13 protein-coding genes are annotated in these 13,451 nt (G+C 55.1%); 7 read left to right on the forward strand and 6 right to left on the reverse strand.

All coding sequences use genetic code 11. The features are described 5' to 3' along the window. Positions 1-74: 74 nt before the first annotated feature. On the forward strand, positions 75-1,058 hold the full coding sequence (locus ACQKLP_RS07830; protein WP_126247137.1) for a pyruvate dehydrogenase complex E1 component subunit beta: 984 nt from the start codon (positions 75-77) through the stop codon (positions 1,056-1,058). A 143-nt stretch (positions 1,059-1,201) separates the two neighbouring features. On the opposite strand, the gene cysM is transcribed toward ACQKLP_RS07830, so the two are convergent. Both cysM and ACQKLP_RS07840 read right to left on the reverse strand, forming a co-directional pair. Then, positions 1,202-2,086, reverse strand: coding sequence for a cysteine synthase CysM (gene cysM / locus ACQKLP_RS07835; protein WP_427321663.1), 885 nt, complete (start codon positions 2,084-2,086; stop codon positions 1,202-1,204). Next, entirely contained in the window at positions 2,083-2,892 is an 810-nt protein-coding gene (locus tag ACQKLP_RS07840) for a serine O-acetyltransferase (RefSeq protein ID WP_427321665.1), read from the reverse strand. Before ACQKLP_RS07840 ends, cysM begins: the two co-directional genes overlap by 4 nt. 183 nt (positions 2,893-3,075) lie before the next feature. On the opposite strand from ACQKLP_RS07840, the gene ACQKLP_RS07845 reads away from it, so the two are divergent. Genes ACQKLP_RS07845 through ACQKLP_RS07855 form a run of 3 tightly spaced genes read left to right on the forward strand, consistent with a single transcriptional unit; the run spans position 3,076 to position 5,100 of the window. After that, positions 3,076-4,260: a sigma-54-dependent transcriptional regulator gene (locus tag ACQKLP_RS07845; protein WP_427321667.1), complete on the forward strand. Its 1,185-nt coding sequence runs from the start codon at positions 3,076-3,078 to the stop codon at positions 4,258-4,260. Positions 4,261-4,277: 17 nt separating this feature from the next. Next, positions 4,278-4,454: a helix-turn-helix domain-containing protein gene (locus ACQKLP_RS07850; RefSeq protein ID WP_427321669.1), complete on the forward strand. Its 177-nt coding sequence runs from the start codon at positions 4,278-4,280 to the stop codon at positions 4,452-4,454. Then, positions 4,447-5,100: an alpha/beta fold hydrolase gene (locus ACQKLP_RS07855; RefSeq protein WP_427321671.1), complete on the forward strand. Its 654-nt coding sequence runs from the start codon at positions 4,447-4,449 to the stop codon at positions 5,098-5,100. Before ACQKLP_RS07850 ends, ACQKLP_RS07855 begins: the two co-directional genes overlap by 8 nt. 4 nt (positions 5,101-5,104) lie before the next feature. Here ACQKLP_RS07855 and ACQKLP_RS07860 read toward each other — a convergent pair whose 3' ends face one another. Beyond that, a complete protein-coding gene (locus ACQKLP_RS07860) occupies positions 5,105-6,007 on the reverse strand; it encodes a MerR family transcriptional regulator (protein ID WP_427321673.1) in 903 nt (300 codons plus the stop codon). A 165-nt stretch (positions 6,008-6,172) separates the two neighbouring features. Between ACQKLP_RS07860 and lepB the strand changes: the two genes are divergently transcribed. From lepB to ACQKLP_RS07875, 3 genes are all read left to right on the forward strand, one after another. Continuing rightward, positions 6,173-7,342, forward strand: a complete 1,170-nt coding sequence (gene lepB / locus ACQKLP_RS07865; RefSeq protein WP_427321675.1) for a signal peptidase I — start codon at positions 6,173-6,175, stop codon at positions 7,340-7,342. Positions 7,343-7,448: 106 nt separating this feature from the next. After that, a complete protein-coding gene (locus ACQKLP_RS07870; protein WP_427321677.1) occupies positions 7,449-7,934 on the forward strand; it encodes a cytidine deaminase in 486 nt (161 codons plus the stop codon). Between the two features lie 39 nt (positions 7,935-7,973). Then, positions 7,974-8,975 (forward strand): tetratricopeptide repeat protein, encoded by a 1,002-nt coding sequence (locus tag ACQKLP_RS07875; RefSeq protein WP_427321679.1) that lies wholly within the window; start codon positions 7,974-7,976, stop codon positions 8,973-8,975. Between the two features lie 57 nt (positions 8,976-9,032). Here the strand turns inward: ACQKLP_RS07875 and argS are convergent, their stop codons facing one another. The 3 genes from argS to ACQKLP_RS07890 all read right to left on the reverse strand — a co-directional run bounded on the left by argS (position 9,033) and on the right by ACQKLP_RS07890 (position 13,302). Next, on the reverse strand, positions 9,033-11,141 hold the full coding sequence (gene argS / locus ACQKLP_RS07880) for an arginine--tRNA ligase (RefSeq protein ID WP_427321681.1): 2,109 nt from the start codon (positions 11,139-11,141) through the stop codon (positions 9,033-9,035). 106 nt (positions 11,142-11,247) lie between these two features. Next, positions 11,248-11,832, reverse strand: coding sequence for a porin family protein (locus tag ACQKLP_RS07885; protein ID WP_427321683.1), 585 nt, complete (start codon positions 11,830-11,832; stop codon positions 11,248-11,250). A 117-nt stretch (positions 11,833-11,949) separates the two neighbouring features. After that, positions 11,950-13,302 carry an OmpA family protein gene (locus ACQKLP_RS07890; RefSeq protein ID WP_427321685.1) on the reverse strand — a complete coding sequence of 451 codons (1,353 nt, stop codon included), beginning with the start codon at positions 13,300-13,302 and terminating at the stop codon, positions 11,950-11,952. Positions 13,303-13,451 lie beyond the last annotated feature (149 nt).

The raw sequence follows: 13,451 nt of genomic DNA on the forward strand, positions 1-13,451 counted from the left end.
TTTTGGGAAACAAACGATAAATTTGCCCTGCCTTTTCAAAAAGGAACATCATTAAACATATAGTAAAGAATCAAATGCGTCAGATAGCCTTCAGACAAGCCTTAAGAGAAGCCATGCAGGAAGAAATGCGCCGTGACGAACGGGTGTTCCTGATGGGAGAGGAAGTGGCAGAATACAACGGTGCCTATAAAGTTAGCCAGGGTATGCTCGATGAATTCGGCGCCCGCCGCGTGATCGACACGCCGATCGCCGAACTGGGCTTCACCGCCATCGGTGTAGGCGCCGCGCAGAACGGCCTCCGTCCGATCGTGGAATTCATGACCTGGAACTTCGCCGTACTGGCGCTCGACCAGATCCTCAACACCGCCTCCAAAATGCTGGCCATGTCTGGCGGACAGGTTGGCTGCCCCATCGTTTTCCGCGGCCCCAACGGTTCCGCTGGTCAGCTGGGTGCGCAACACTCCACCGCATTTGAAAATTATTACGCCAATATCCCCGGCCTGAAAGTAGTGTCCGTATCTAACCCTTACGACGCGAAAGGCCTCCTCAAAGCCGCTATCCGCGACGAAGATCCCGTGGTTTTCATGGAATCCGAGCAGATGTACGGCGATATGGGAGAAGTTCCGGAAGAAGAATACATCATCCCCATCGGTAAAGCGGATATCAAACGCGCCGGCAAGGACGTGACCATCGTTTCCTTCAACAAAATGATGAAAGTAGCCCTCGGCGCCGCCGAAGAGCTGGCCAAAGAAGGTATCGAGGCAGAAGTGATCGACCTCCGCACCATCCGTCCGCTCGACTGGTTCACCATCCTGGAGTCGGTTAAGAAAACCAACCGCCTGGTGATCGTGGAAGAACAGTGGCCGTTCTCCAGCATCTCTTCCGAGATTTCCTACCGCATCCAGAAAGAAGGTTTCGACTACCTGGACGCGCCCATCCGCCGCATCACCGCGCAAGACGCTCCCATGCACTACGCGCCCAACCTCGTGAAACTGTACCTCCCCGATGTGGAGCGTACCGTGAAACTGGTGAAGGAAGTGATGTACATGAAAAAGTAAAAGTCAACTTTACAGTGCATAATCATAGCTGCGCTCCACACCGGGGCGCAGCTTTTTTTTGCCCCGTCCCGAAACGCAGACCGCGCCCCCAGTAGGAGGCGCGGCCGGATTGAGATTGATGGTTGATGATATAAAAAGCTGAATTATTTGCCGAAAAGGTCGGTACTGAGGTAGCGGTCGCCGCGGTCGCAGATAATAGCCACGATCACGCCGCTCGTCAGTTCGTTGGCGAGCCTTACCGCCGCGGCAATCGCTCCGCCGCTGCTCATGCCGCAGAAAATGGCTTCTTCCTTCGCCAGGCGGTTCGACATTTCGCGGGCCTCCGCTTCCGAAATATCCATGATCCGGTCTACCCGCTGCCGCTCGAAAATCTTGGGCAGATAAGCTTCCGGCCATTTGCGGATGCCGGGGATCTTGCTCCCGTCCGTCGGCTGGCAACCCACGATCTGCACCGCGGGGCTCACTTCCTTGAGGAACCGGGAAACGCCCATGATCGTGCCTGTGGTGCCCATGGCCGACACGAAATGGGTGATGCCGTGGTTGGTATCCCGCCAGATCTCGGGGCCGGTGGTACGGTAATGCATGCCGTAGTTATCGGGATTGGCGAACTGGTTCAGCATGTGATAGCCGCCTTTCGCCACTTGTGCGTGCGCATAGTCGATCGCGCCTTCCATGCTTTGCTCTTTCGGGGTGAGGGTGACCTTTGCGCCGAAGGCTTCCATGGTGAGCACGCGCTCGCGGGTAGCGTCTTCGGGCATGACGATCTCTATTTCCACGTTGAAAAGGTTCGCGATCATGGCCAGCGCGATGCCGGTGTTGCCGCTGGTGGCTTCGATCAGTTTGATGCCCGGGCGGATCTCGCCGCGGTCGAGCGCGCCCTTGATCATGCCGTAGGCGGCCCTGTCTTTCACGCTGCCGCCGGGATTGGTGCCTTCCAGCTTGGCGTAGATCGTAACGTCCGGGTTTTCAGGGATGCGCTGCAGGGCAACCATAGGTGTGTTGCCCACTAAATCCAGTACTGTGCTCATTGTTCGATTACTTTTATGCTACCGTCTGCTTTGTAATAAATCCTGGAATGAGGGTCCACCGATTTGATGAGCCACACGTTCCCGCCGATGACGCTGTGGTGGCCGATGATGGTGTCTCCGCCCAAAATGGTGGCACCTGCGTAGATCACCACGCCTTCTTCGATGGTGGGGTGGCGCTTGGCGCGGGCCATCGATTTGTCGATGCTCAATGCGCCGAGCGTTACGCCCTGGTATATTTTAACATGGGGGCCGATGACGGTGGTTTCACCGATGACGATCCCCGTGCCATGGTCTATGCAGAAATACGGTGCGATCTCCGCCGCGGGGTGGATGTCGACGCCCGTGCGTGCGTGCGCGTATTCGGTGATGACGCGCGGCAGGAGCGGCACTTCCAGCAGGTGGAGCGCATGCGCCACACGGTATGCTGCGATCGCCGAGAAGCCGGGATATGCCCGGATCACTTCGTAAAGGCATGTGGCGGCGGGGTCTCCCTGGAGGATGGCCTCCGCATCCTTCGTGAGATCCGCGTATATGCCCGGCACCATCTCCATGAACTGGCGGCTCACTGCGGGCGGGGCTTCGGGCAATTGCGCCGAGATATGCTGCAACAGATCGTTCAGCTGCGTTTCCAGCCGCACCACGTATTGCTCGATGGCCGCATCGTCCAGCACCCGGCCATTATGCTCCGGGAACATCCAGCTGATCAGGTCGCTGCAAAACTGCCAGACGGCTTCCGAACTGGGATATGGCACAGCGCCGGCAGCAGCGTGCCGCTGTTTCAATAATTCGAGTAGTTGGTGCATCATAACGTTTAGTTACCTGTGTCGGGCTAAAATTACTGATAAAACCGACAAGATTGGTAGACTTTATTTGCCTAAAACGCCCGTCCGGGGACATTTTTTTGTTCCGCTGCCGTTTAAAGTAAGTGAATTGTGCTACATCGGCCGTTTTCCGTTATTTTTGCCCTGTTCAAAAATATAGACATTCTTATGGCCAACATTCTGATCATCGACGACGAAAAGAGCATCCGCAAAACGCTCACCGAGATACTCAGCTACGAAGGATATAAAATCGACGAAGCCGCCGACGGGGCCGAAGGCTTCAAGATGTTCCAGGCCAAAACCTACGACGCCGTGCTGTGCGATATCAAAATGCCGAAAATGGACGGGCTCGAATTCCTCGAAAAAGCCCGCGAAATCAACGGCGACGTTCCCATCATCATGGTTTCCGGCCACGGAAATATTGACACGGCGGTAGACGCAGTGAAGAAAGGCGCGTTCGACTATATCTCCAAACCGCCCGACCTGAACCGTTTGCTCATCACGCTGCGCAACGCGCTCGACAAAACCACCCTGGTGGCCGAAACGAAAACGCTGCGCAAGAAAGTGAACAAGACCCAGGAAATGATCGGCGAATCGGGGCCCATCTCCAAAATCAAGGAAACGATCCATAAAGTGGCGCCCACGGACGCACGCGTGCTCGTGACCGGCGAAAACGGCGCCGGCAAGGAGCTCGTAGCCCGCTGGATACATGCGTTCAGCAACCGCGCCAACGGCCCGCTCGTTGAAGTGAACTGCGCCGCCATCCCGTCGGAGCTCATCGAATCCGAACTGTTCGGCCACGAAAAAGGCTCTTTCACCTCCGCCGTGAAACAACGCATCGGCAAGTTCGAACAAGCCAGCGGCGGAACATTGTTCCTCGACGAGATCGGCGATATGAGCCTCAGCGCACAAGCCAAAGTGCTCCGCGCTTTACAGGAAGGCAAGATCACGAGAGTGGGCGGGGACAAGGAAATCAGCGTGGATGTTCGCGTAGTAGCGGCCACCAATAAAGATTTGCTGAAGGAAGTGGAAGACAAGAACTTCCGCCTCGACCTCTATCATCGCCTCAGCGTGATCCTGATCCACGTACCTTCGCTCAACGACCGCCGCGAAGATGTGCCCCTGCTGGTAGACCATTTCCTCGACCTCGTTTGCGCAGAATATGGCATGGCCCGTAAAACGGCGGACAAAGACGCGATGAAGGCGCTCCAGAACCATCAGTGGACGGGCAACATCCGCGAACTGCGGAACGTGGTGGAAAGACTGGTGATCCTTTCCGGGAAAACCATCACGGCAGACGATGTGGAAAATTACGTGGTACCTAATCACGACAAAAAAAAAGCCACTACCTGAATGACGAGCTGCTCGTATTGACGAAGCTGCACGATTTCAGGGACGAAGTGGAAAAGATATTCATCGAATTCATGTTGCAAAAGAACGGATGGAACGTGACGAAAACCGCACAGGCGCTAGACATCCAGCGGAGCCATCTTTACAACAAGATGGAACGTTACGGCATCCGCAAAACAGCCGACGGGGATGAGTAAAAGACACATATACCTGATCAGTGGCCTGGGCGCCGACGAAAGGGTGTTCGAACGGCTGGTGTTCCCGGCCGATTGCGAAGTGCATTACCTTCCGTGGATCCCGCCCCTCAACGCCGATGAGCCCATCGGCGAATATGCAGGGCGCATGGCCCGGAGGATCCTTCATCCGGAGCCCATCCTCGTCGGACTTTCTTTTGGCGGCATGATGAGCATCGAGATCGCCCGCCAACTGCCGGTGAGGCAGGTGGTCCTCATCTCCAGCGTCAAAAACCGGCAGGAATTGCCGCCTTACTACAACAACTTCGCGCGGAAAGTTTTGCATCGCTTGCCCGACAGGCTGCTTTTCACCAACCGCCGCTTTATCGTTCAGCTTTTCATGCAGTGCCAGAGCACGGAAGAGCGGTTGCTGCTCAACGACTACCTGGGCAAAAAAGACCTCAGGTACATGCGCTGGGCGCTGAATTCCATCCTGCAATGGAACAACGAATGGATGCCGCCCGGCCTCCTCCACATCCATGGCAGTTCGGACAGGCCGTTCCCGCGGCGTTACGTTACCCCAACGCACACGATCGTCAAGGGCGGGCATTTCATGATCATGAACCGCGCGCCGGAAATCAGTAACATTCTGGAAAAAAATCTGCTGTAAAGCCTCAGGACGAAGTAGTTACGGGCTTTCGGCGGGCGTATTGGAGCACTTCGTCCATCGAAAGGAGCGTTTTCACGTTTTCGGGCAGGGGAACGGAGATGCGGGCGATCTGCGGTCCGGAAATCGTGACGGGGATAGTGGGGAACAGGCGGCCGAGGTCTTTTACGAAGTTATCGAGCGCGCGCTGCGGGAAATTGGTGATGATGTGGGTATAGATCTGGTCTACCTGCTTGCGGTCGGTATAGAAGCAAAGGTCCTCCAGCGGTACGTTGGCGCCGAAGTTCACGACCGTGCAGCCGTTTTTCTTCAGCAGGTATTGCATGAACAGGAGGGGGATTTCGTGCCATTCGCCTTCGGGGAGGAAAACCATGAAGCATTCGGTGGACGATTGCGGGATATCGAGCCCGTCGATGGCGACCATGAGCTTTTTCCGGATGATATTGGCGGCGAAATGTTCCTGGGCGGGGATGACGCAATCCACGAGCCACAGCAGCCCGATGCGCTCCAGGTAAGGGTAGATCACCTTCAGGATGCACTGTTCGAAGCCCATGCGGAGCAAGACGTTGTGGAAGATTTTTTCGAAACGGATCTGGTCGAAATCGATCATCGCTTCCACGAGCTGGTTGATGTAGACCTGGTGCAGGTGGTTACCCTTATGCCCGGTCTCCTCCAGCGAAAGCTGCCTGATCTCTTCCTCCGACATCCCCACGATCTTCGATATCTTGTAACCATGCCGGTACAGGTAAGCGATACGCATAATGTGCTTCAGGTCGCCGTTGTCGTAGACGCGATGGTTCGTGTCTTTCCGCTTGGGACGAAGCACATTGTAGCGCTGTTCCCATATTCGGATGGTATGCGCCTTGATGCCGGTGAGGCTTTCAATGTCTTTTATCGTGAAGCTGTTCAAGGTTCTGGATATAGAATTAAACAAAAATAGAAATAAAGTGGTTCAACCGTTGTTTTGAATCCGAAACTTACGTGGTATTTTTTAAGAAAACTTTATCTTCAGAAAAATCAGCTGACAATTAACAGAATATTATATTTGTTGGTAAAATAAACTAAAACAATACGCATGAACCTGGTATTTTGGAAGAAGAAGGACGGCCAGCCGAAGAAAAAGAAGTCCGCAGTGAGGGAATGGCTGGATGCGGCCATCTTCGCCATCATTGCGGCAACGTTGATCCGTACCTTCATTTTCGAAGCCTATACTATCCCTACGCCATCCATGGAAAAGACCCTGCTGGTCAACGACTTCCTTTTCGTAAGTAAAGTTAGCTACGGCCCGCGCATCCCCATGACGCCGCTGGCTGTACCCTTCACCCATCATACCCTCCCTTTCACGAAATATACCAAGGCCTATTCCGAGGCCGTTCAATGGAAATACCGCCGCCTGCCCGGTTTCAGCGATATCAAACGCAACGATGTCGTGGTATTCAACTTCCCCGAAGGAGACACCGTGGCCCTGGAAATCCAGGAAAGCGGGTTCTATTCGGATGAAGTGCGTAAAAACGGCCGCGATTTCGTGTGGAATTCCTATCACGTCATTTCCAGACCGGTCGATAAACGCGAAAACTATATCAAAAGATGTGTGGGCATTCCGGGAGACAGCCTTGCCGTCCGCAACGGCGTGATCGTCGTTAACGGCATTGCCGAAACCCCGCCGCCCGCAGGCGAACGGTATTACACCGTGCAAACGCAGGACGGCAGCAACATCAACCCCATGCGCCTCGAAGAACTGGGGATCGAAGAATCGCCGGCCGGCAACGTGCTCAACATGACGCCCTCCGAAGCCAAATCCGTCGAAAGCCTCGGCTCCGCCGTTACCGGCGTTACGCCTTACGTGTACGACGAACCTTCTCCCGACGTTTGGCCGCACGATACCGCGAATTTCAAGTATACCATCGATAATTTCGGCCCCATCTACATCCCGAAGAAAGGTGCCACGGTGAAGCTGGACAGCGCTTCGATCGAGCTGTACCGCCGTATCATCGCGGTTTACGAAGGCAACAAGCTGGAAGAAAGAGGCCCCAACCAGTTCTACATCAACGGTCAGGCCGCCAGCACCTATACTTTCAAAATGGATTATTACTGGATGATGGGCGACAACCGCCACCGTTCCCTCGATTCCCGCTTCTGGGGCTTCGTTCCGGAAGATCATATCGTGGGCAAAGCCTGGATGATCTGGATGAGCTACGGCAAGAACGGCATCCGCTGGAGCCGCCTGTTCCGCACCATCAAATAAAAACGCTCATACACAATCGATTATAACGGCAGTCGCGCCTCCGTCCCGAAAAAAATGTACTTTCGGCCCGGCAGCGCGACTGCCTTTTTTATGCAAACTCCCGCTCATGGAAACGACCCGGCACATCATCGAATTTGAGACATATGCAGACATCAGCGCGCTTCCGCCCGAAGACGCCGCGCTGTTACGGCAGGCACGCACCGCCACGAAAGACGCCTGGGCGCCCTATTCCCGCTTCCGGGTGGGTGCGGCCGCGTTGCTGGAGAATGGGGAAGTGCTGACCGGCACCAACCAGGAAAACGCCAGCTATCCCGTGGGCATCTGTGCGGAGCGGACGGTGCTTTCCGTGGCTTCGGGCCTGCATCCCAATGTGCCGGTACTGGCGATCGCGGTGAGCTACGATAACGAGCTGGCTCCCTCGGTGGAGCCCATCGCACCCTGCGGCATCTGCCGGCAAACGCTCATGGAATACCAGGCACGGTTCCACCGGCCCATCAAACTCATCCTCGGCGGGCTTTCCGGAAAGGTAATCGTGGTGGCAGACAGCGCCGACCTGATGCCTTTATCATTTTCTGCAAAAAGTATGAAATAATTTATATATATTTGGTTCAGTGCCTAAGCACATTGAACCATGTTCCTATACCGCTGTATCCTTATCCTATGCCTGTCCGGCCCGGCGCTTCAGCCTGTGGCCGCTTCGGTGCCTCCGCCCGGGGGCGACCGCGCTTCGGAATTTTACAGAAAAGGCGAGCAATGCATGCTGGAAGGCCGGCTGGACGAAGCTGAGCAATGTTTTGCCGCGGCGATCGGGGCCAACCGGAAGTACGTGGCGCCTTATCTTCAGCTGGCGGTGCTGTACCGGCTGCGTCACGACGGCGAGCTGGCGCGGCAGCGATACCTCGATTTATTGAAAGAAGTGCCGGAAGAGCCTTCGGCGCTGGCAGGGATGGCGGAAGTGAGCTTCGAGCTGGAAGCCTGGGAAGATGCGCTCACCTGGGCCATGCGCGCGCAGGAGCAGGGCGCGCCGGGCATGTACGCCATCATCGGGATGAGCTACGCCGCGCTCGACCATGCCGGGGAAGCCATCCGGGCCATGGAGCGCTCGCTGGCGGAAGACCCCCATCAACCCGCCCTTAGCCGGCGGCTGGCAAGACTGTACGCGCAGGAGGAAAATTACGCCGCGGCACTCAGAATTTACGAAAAAGCACTGAAGGCAGACAGTACATCTGCCGATTTATATTTGGAATCAGGAATGATGCATTTTAATATGGAAAACTACAAAAACGCCGCCGGCGCATTTGAAATGGCTGCCAGGTACGGAGCTTCCGGCGATGCGGACCTTTATGCAAACCTGGGTATCGCCTACCTTCAACAGGCAGCTTACGACGACGCCATTCAAAATCTTAAAAAAGCCCTCCAGCTGCGAAGCGCAGATATCCGCATCATGCAGCAGCTGGCCCATGCCTACTTCAAAAAGCAAAGCTATGCGGAAGCCGCCATGCAATGGGACCGTATTCTCGTGCTCCAGCCGCAGAACGCCTTTGCGATGTTCATGCTCGGTAAATCCTATATCTGTTCGGGGGAAGTGGTGAAGGGGCAGCGCATCTGCGATCAGGCGCTTCAGTTACATTAACGGGGGAACGAAATGTCAATGACAGTTGCGTCATTGACATTTCGTCAGTTTCTTTTCCTACATTCTTTCAGGTACCCGGATGCCCAGGAATTTCATGGCCTGCCGGATGGTATTGGCCGTGAGGGAAGCGATCTGCAGGCGCAGCTTGCGCTTGTCTTCGTTTTCGGCATCACGCACGGAATAGGTGTATTTCCCGTTTTCTTTTTTCGCGTAGAACGAGTTGAAGGTTTGCGCCAGGAGGAACGCGTAGTTCGCGATCACGGAGGGGCTCATTTCGCGGCCGGCTTCCGCCAGCACTTCGCCGAACTGTTCGTTGATCTTGATGAGCTCTTTTTCCATGGGCAGCAGCGCATCCTTGTGGCGATAGGTGGCCAATGCGGCAAGGTCTTCCGCGGAAAACTCGCGTAAAATCGACCGGATGCGGGCGTGGCTGTATTGAATGAACGGGCCGGTAAAGCCATGGATGTCGATCGACTCTTCCGGGTTGAAAACCATTTTCTTTTTCGGGTCCACTTTCAGGAGGAAGAATTTCATGGCGCCCAGGCCGATCGTTTCGTACAGTTCGCGCAGCTCTTCTTCCGTAAAATCTTTCACTTTACCGAGCTCTTCGGTGTATTTGGCAGCGGTGCTCACCATTTCCTCCACGAGATCGTCTGCATCTACCACCGTCCCTTCGCGGCTTTTCATCCGGCCATGGGGCAGTTCCACCATGCCGTAGGAAAGGTGGGCGATGCCGTCGGCAGAGGGTTCGCCGAGTTTCTGCATGATGAGTTTCAGTACCTTGAAGTGGTAATTCTGCTCGTCGGCCACCACGTAGATGCTTTGGTCCATGTGGTAGTCGTCGTATTTGAGGCGTGCGGTACCGATGTCCTGCGTGATGTACACGGATGTGCCGTCGCCGCGGAGCACGAGTTTTTCATCGAGCCCGTCGGCGGTAAGGTCGATCCACACGGAGTTATCGGCTTTTTTGAAGAACACGCCTTTGCGGAGGCCTTCTTCCACCACGTCTTTCCCCAGCAGATAGGTATTGCTTTCGAAGTACATTTTGTCGAAATCGATGCCGAGGCGTTTGTAGGTTTTCTCGAAACCTTCATATACCCAGCTGTTCATCGTTTGCCAGAGGGCGCGCACTTCCGGGTTGCCGGCTTCCCATTGCTGGAGCATGATCTTGGCCTGCTGCATGATCTCGGTCCGGTTGCGGGCGAGTTCTTTGATGTCATCATGGATTTTGCCAGCTTTTTCTTCGTCGCCTTTGATGGCGGGCGTCAGTTCCTGGTGGAGCGATTTGGCGCGGGCCTTTTCTTCCCCTTCAAAATCGGAAAAATCGCCTTTTTCTATCCTTGAAATAACATCTTTGGTTTCTGCGGAAGCGGTGCGGGCGAGGGCTTTGATGTCATGCCTGAGCTTTTCCGCCTTTTCTACGTTGGCCTTGAATTCAGGTTTGTTCAACGCAGTGTGAAGCTTGATGAGCTTTTCCACCTGTTCGCCTTCGAAGTCCCCGAAATTCCCTTCCAGCACGCGCGAAATGATCGGCTCGGCCTGGTCGCGGAGGATGGATTCGAAATGAACGTAATAATCGCCCACGAGATGGTCGCCCTTTTTGCCGGTGGATTCCGGCGTATCGCCATGGGCGAAGAGCTGCCATGCGAGCATGGATTTGCAGATATGGATGCCGCGGTCGTTCACAAGGTTGGCCTTGACCACTTCGAAGCCATTGGCCTTGAGGATCTCCGACACGGAGAAACCGAGGAAATTGTTACGGAGGTGCCCCAGGTGAAGGGGTTTGTTGGTGTTGGGGGAAGAATATTCCACCATCACCTTTTTACCGTTGGCAGGCTGCTGGCCCACGCTGGTATTATGATGCGCGTCCTGCACGAAACCAGTCCAGAACTGGTCGTGAACGGAGAGGTTTAGAAAGCCTTTGACAACGTTGAAACCAGCCACGAGCGCGGGATGGTGCTCCGCCAGCCATGTACCGATGGCCGTGGCGGTTTCTTCAGGCTTTTGCCGGCTGAACTTGGTAAAAGGGAACACGACGATGGTATACTCGCCTTCGAATTCGGGCTTGGTGGTGTTGACAGAAACGTCGGCCGCGGTGAAGGGCTGTTGGTACAGCGCCTGGACCGCTTCTGCGGCGGCCTGTTTAATGGAAGCAACTACGCTCATGAATATCAATTGATGGTAGAGGGCAAAGGTAACGGTTCGGAAGGGCAAAAAAAAGAGCAGCGGCCTTGCGGCACGCTGCTTCGGGTTTTACAGGCTAATGCCTTTACTATTTTTTGATCCGGAAATTGCCGAACGTGTAGGTCACGCCGAACTGCGCAACGGAGTTCGCATGTTTTTCGTCGGTTTCACCGGCATGTGTGAGGCCGAAGTTATACCGGGCGTTCAGACCAAGACCGAAATCGAAATCATATCCCAAACCTGCGCCCAGTCCAAAATCAACACCTTTGTAGGCGTCGCCCACGTCGTGGGTATTGCCGTCGTTCTTGGTTTTGGCGGCTACTTTGAAACCGATCTGCGGGCCGGCTTCCAGGTAGAATTCGGGGATGATGTGATATTGCGCCATGATGGGCAGATTGATGTAGTTGACGGCCACCGTGGTCTCGTCGAATATCGGCGGGTCGAACACGAAGCCCTGTCCGGAATACACCAGCTCCGGCTGGATGCTCCACTGTTCATTGAGCCCCACCCTTGCGAAACCACCCACGTAAATGGATGCACGGGATTTACTATTGGTCAGGTTCGTCATTTTGGCGACGTTCAAACCGCCTTTCACACCGAATTTCACTTGTTGCGCTTGTGCCGCAACACTCAACAGGCATACAGTCAGGAATAAAAAAATGGATTTTTTCATAATATGTTAAAATTGGCAGGATTGGTTTAACAAAATACATGCCGAAGCATAAAAAAGCCCTTCCGGAGTTGCCGGAAGGGCTTTTGACAGGATGTCACTATGTTGAAAAACAGTTTTTTAATAGATGGTGAATTCCACGCGGCGGTTCGCCTGGCGGCCTGCGGCGGTTTTGTTGGAAGCGATGGGCTGGTCCTGGCCGTAACCCGTGGCCTCGATGCGGCTGGGGTTCACGCCTTTGGACACCAGGTACGATTTCACCGACTCGGCACGGTCTTTCGAAAGTGCCATGTTTTTGGTGCGGTTGCCGGTGTTGTCTGTATGGCCTGCCAGTTTGAGGCTGAGGTTTTTACGCACCAGCAGCGACGCCACCTGGTCCAGCGAAGCAAAGGATTTCGGACTGATTTCCGACTTGCCGGTAGCAAATTCCAGGTTGTCGATGGCGTTTTTCACGAGCCTGCGGTCGTCGTCTGTAATTATGACCTGAACGGGCCGTGCGGTATCCGGTTTTGGCAGTGAGCAGCCGGCGCCGTCCACTTTGTCGCCCGAAGGCGTATTCGGGCATTTGTCGAACACGTCCGAAACGCCGTCGCCATCGCTGTCTTTCTGCAATTGCGCGAGATCTGCGGCCAGTTTTTCATTGTTGGCTTTTTCCGCTTCGAGCTCGCGGCGGAGCTGGTCGCGCTGGCCCACAAGGTCGTCGTACATGACGGCTGGCCCGTTATGCCACTGCAGTTGCGGTTTGGTGCGGGAGCCGATGGCGAATTCGAGGCCGGCGTATCCGTAGGAGAAGCGGTCTTTGGAGGGGCCGTATTTATAACCGTCCAGGTTGTCGGCATCGAGGAAATGCATCGTGTAACCGAGATCGAGGTTCATGAAGTCATTGAGCCTGAACTTGATGCCGGCGCCCACGGGGATGATGAGCTCCTTGATATTGCCGTCTGTCTTGTATTCCATTTCCGTACCGCCGGATGGGGTGACGCGGGGGCTGTAGCCGGCGAGGCCGCCGCCGACGGAGGCGTATAGCTGTGCGATGGGTTTTTTATAGGCCCAGTTGATGGAGGCGAAGTTGAAAACGCCGCTGAGGCTGGCGGTCCATTTCAGGCGGGTTTCGAAAGACGAGAAAGCCCGGTTGGGATTGGCGCCGTTGCCGAGCTCGCGGCTCTGGTCGCCCTTGAGCCGGCCGCCCATATAATCGGCCCGGAGGCTGAAAAAATGGAGGAGCTGCCATTTGGCATACGCGCCATAGCCGTAGCTGATCAGCGATTTGGTGAAATCGTTGCTGCCGCCGATGAGGACGGAGGGGGCGGTGATGCCGCCGTTGATGCCGACGGAAAAGGTCCTGTAGTTCATGCCGCCGCCGCCGAAGAGGCTGCCGTGCGGGTTAGGGGCGGGGTCGGAGTTCTGGGCAACACTGACGAGGGGTAAGGCGGTCATGACGCAAATGACCCACCGGAACATGGTTTTTTTCATATGAATGTCGGTTGTGTACGTATTTGAAAACAAAAAACACCCGACTGTGTTCTATTAGAGAAGACATCTTTTTATTCGTTATACAAAGCTGTTGGACGGAAACTGACATATTTTCATATTGCCTGCCGTTGGCATAATCATTGTCCAGA

Origin of the sequence: Chitinophaga sp. NPDC101104 (genome assembly GCF_050277495.1) — a bacterium.
In the GTDB taxonomy this organism is placed as follows: Bacteria; Bacteroidota; Bacteroidia; order Chitinophagales; family Chitinophagaceae; genus Chitinophaga.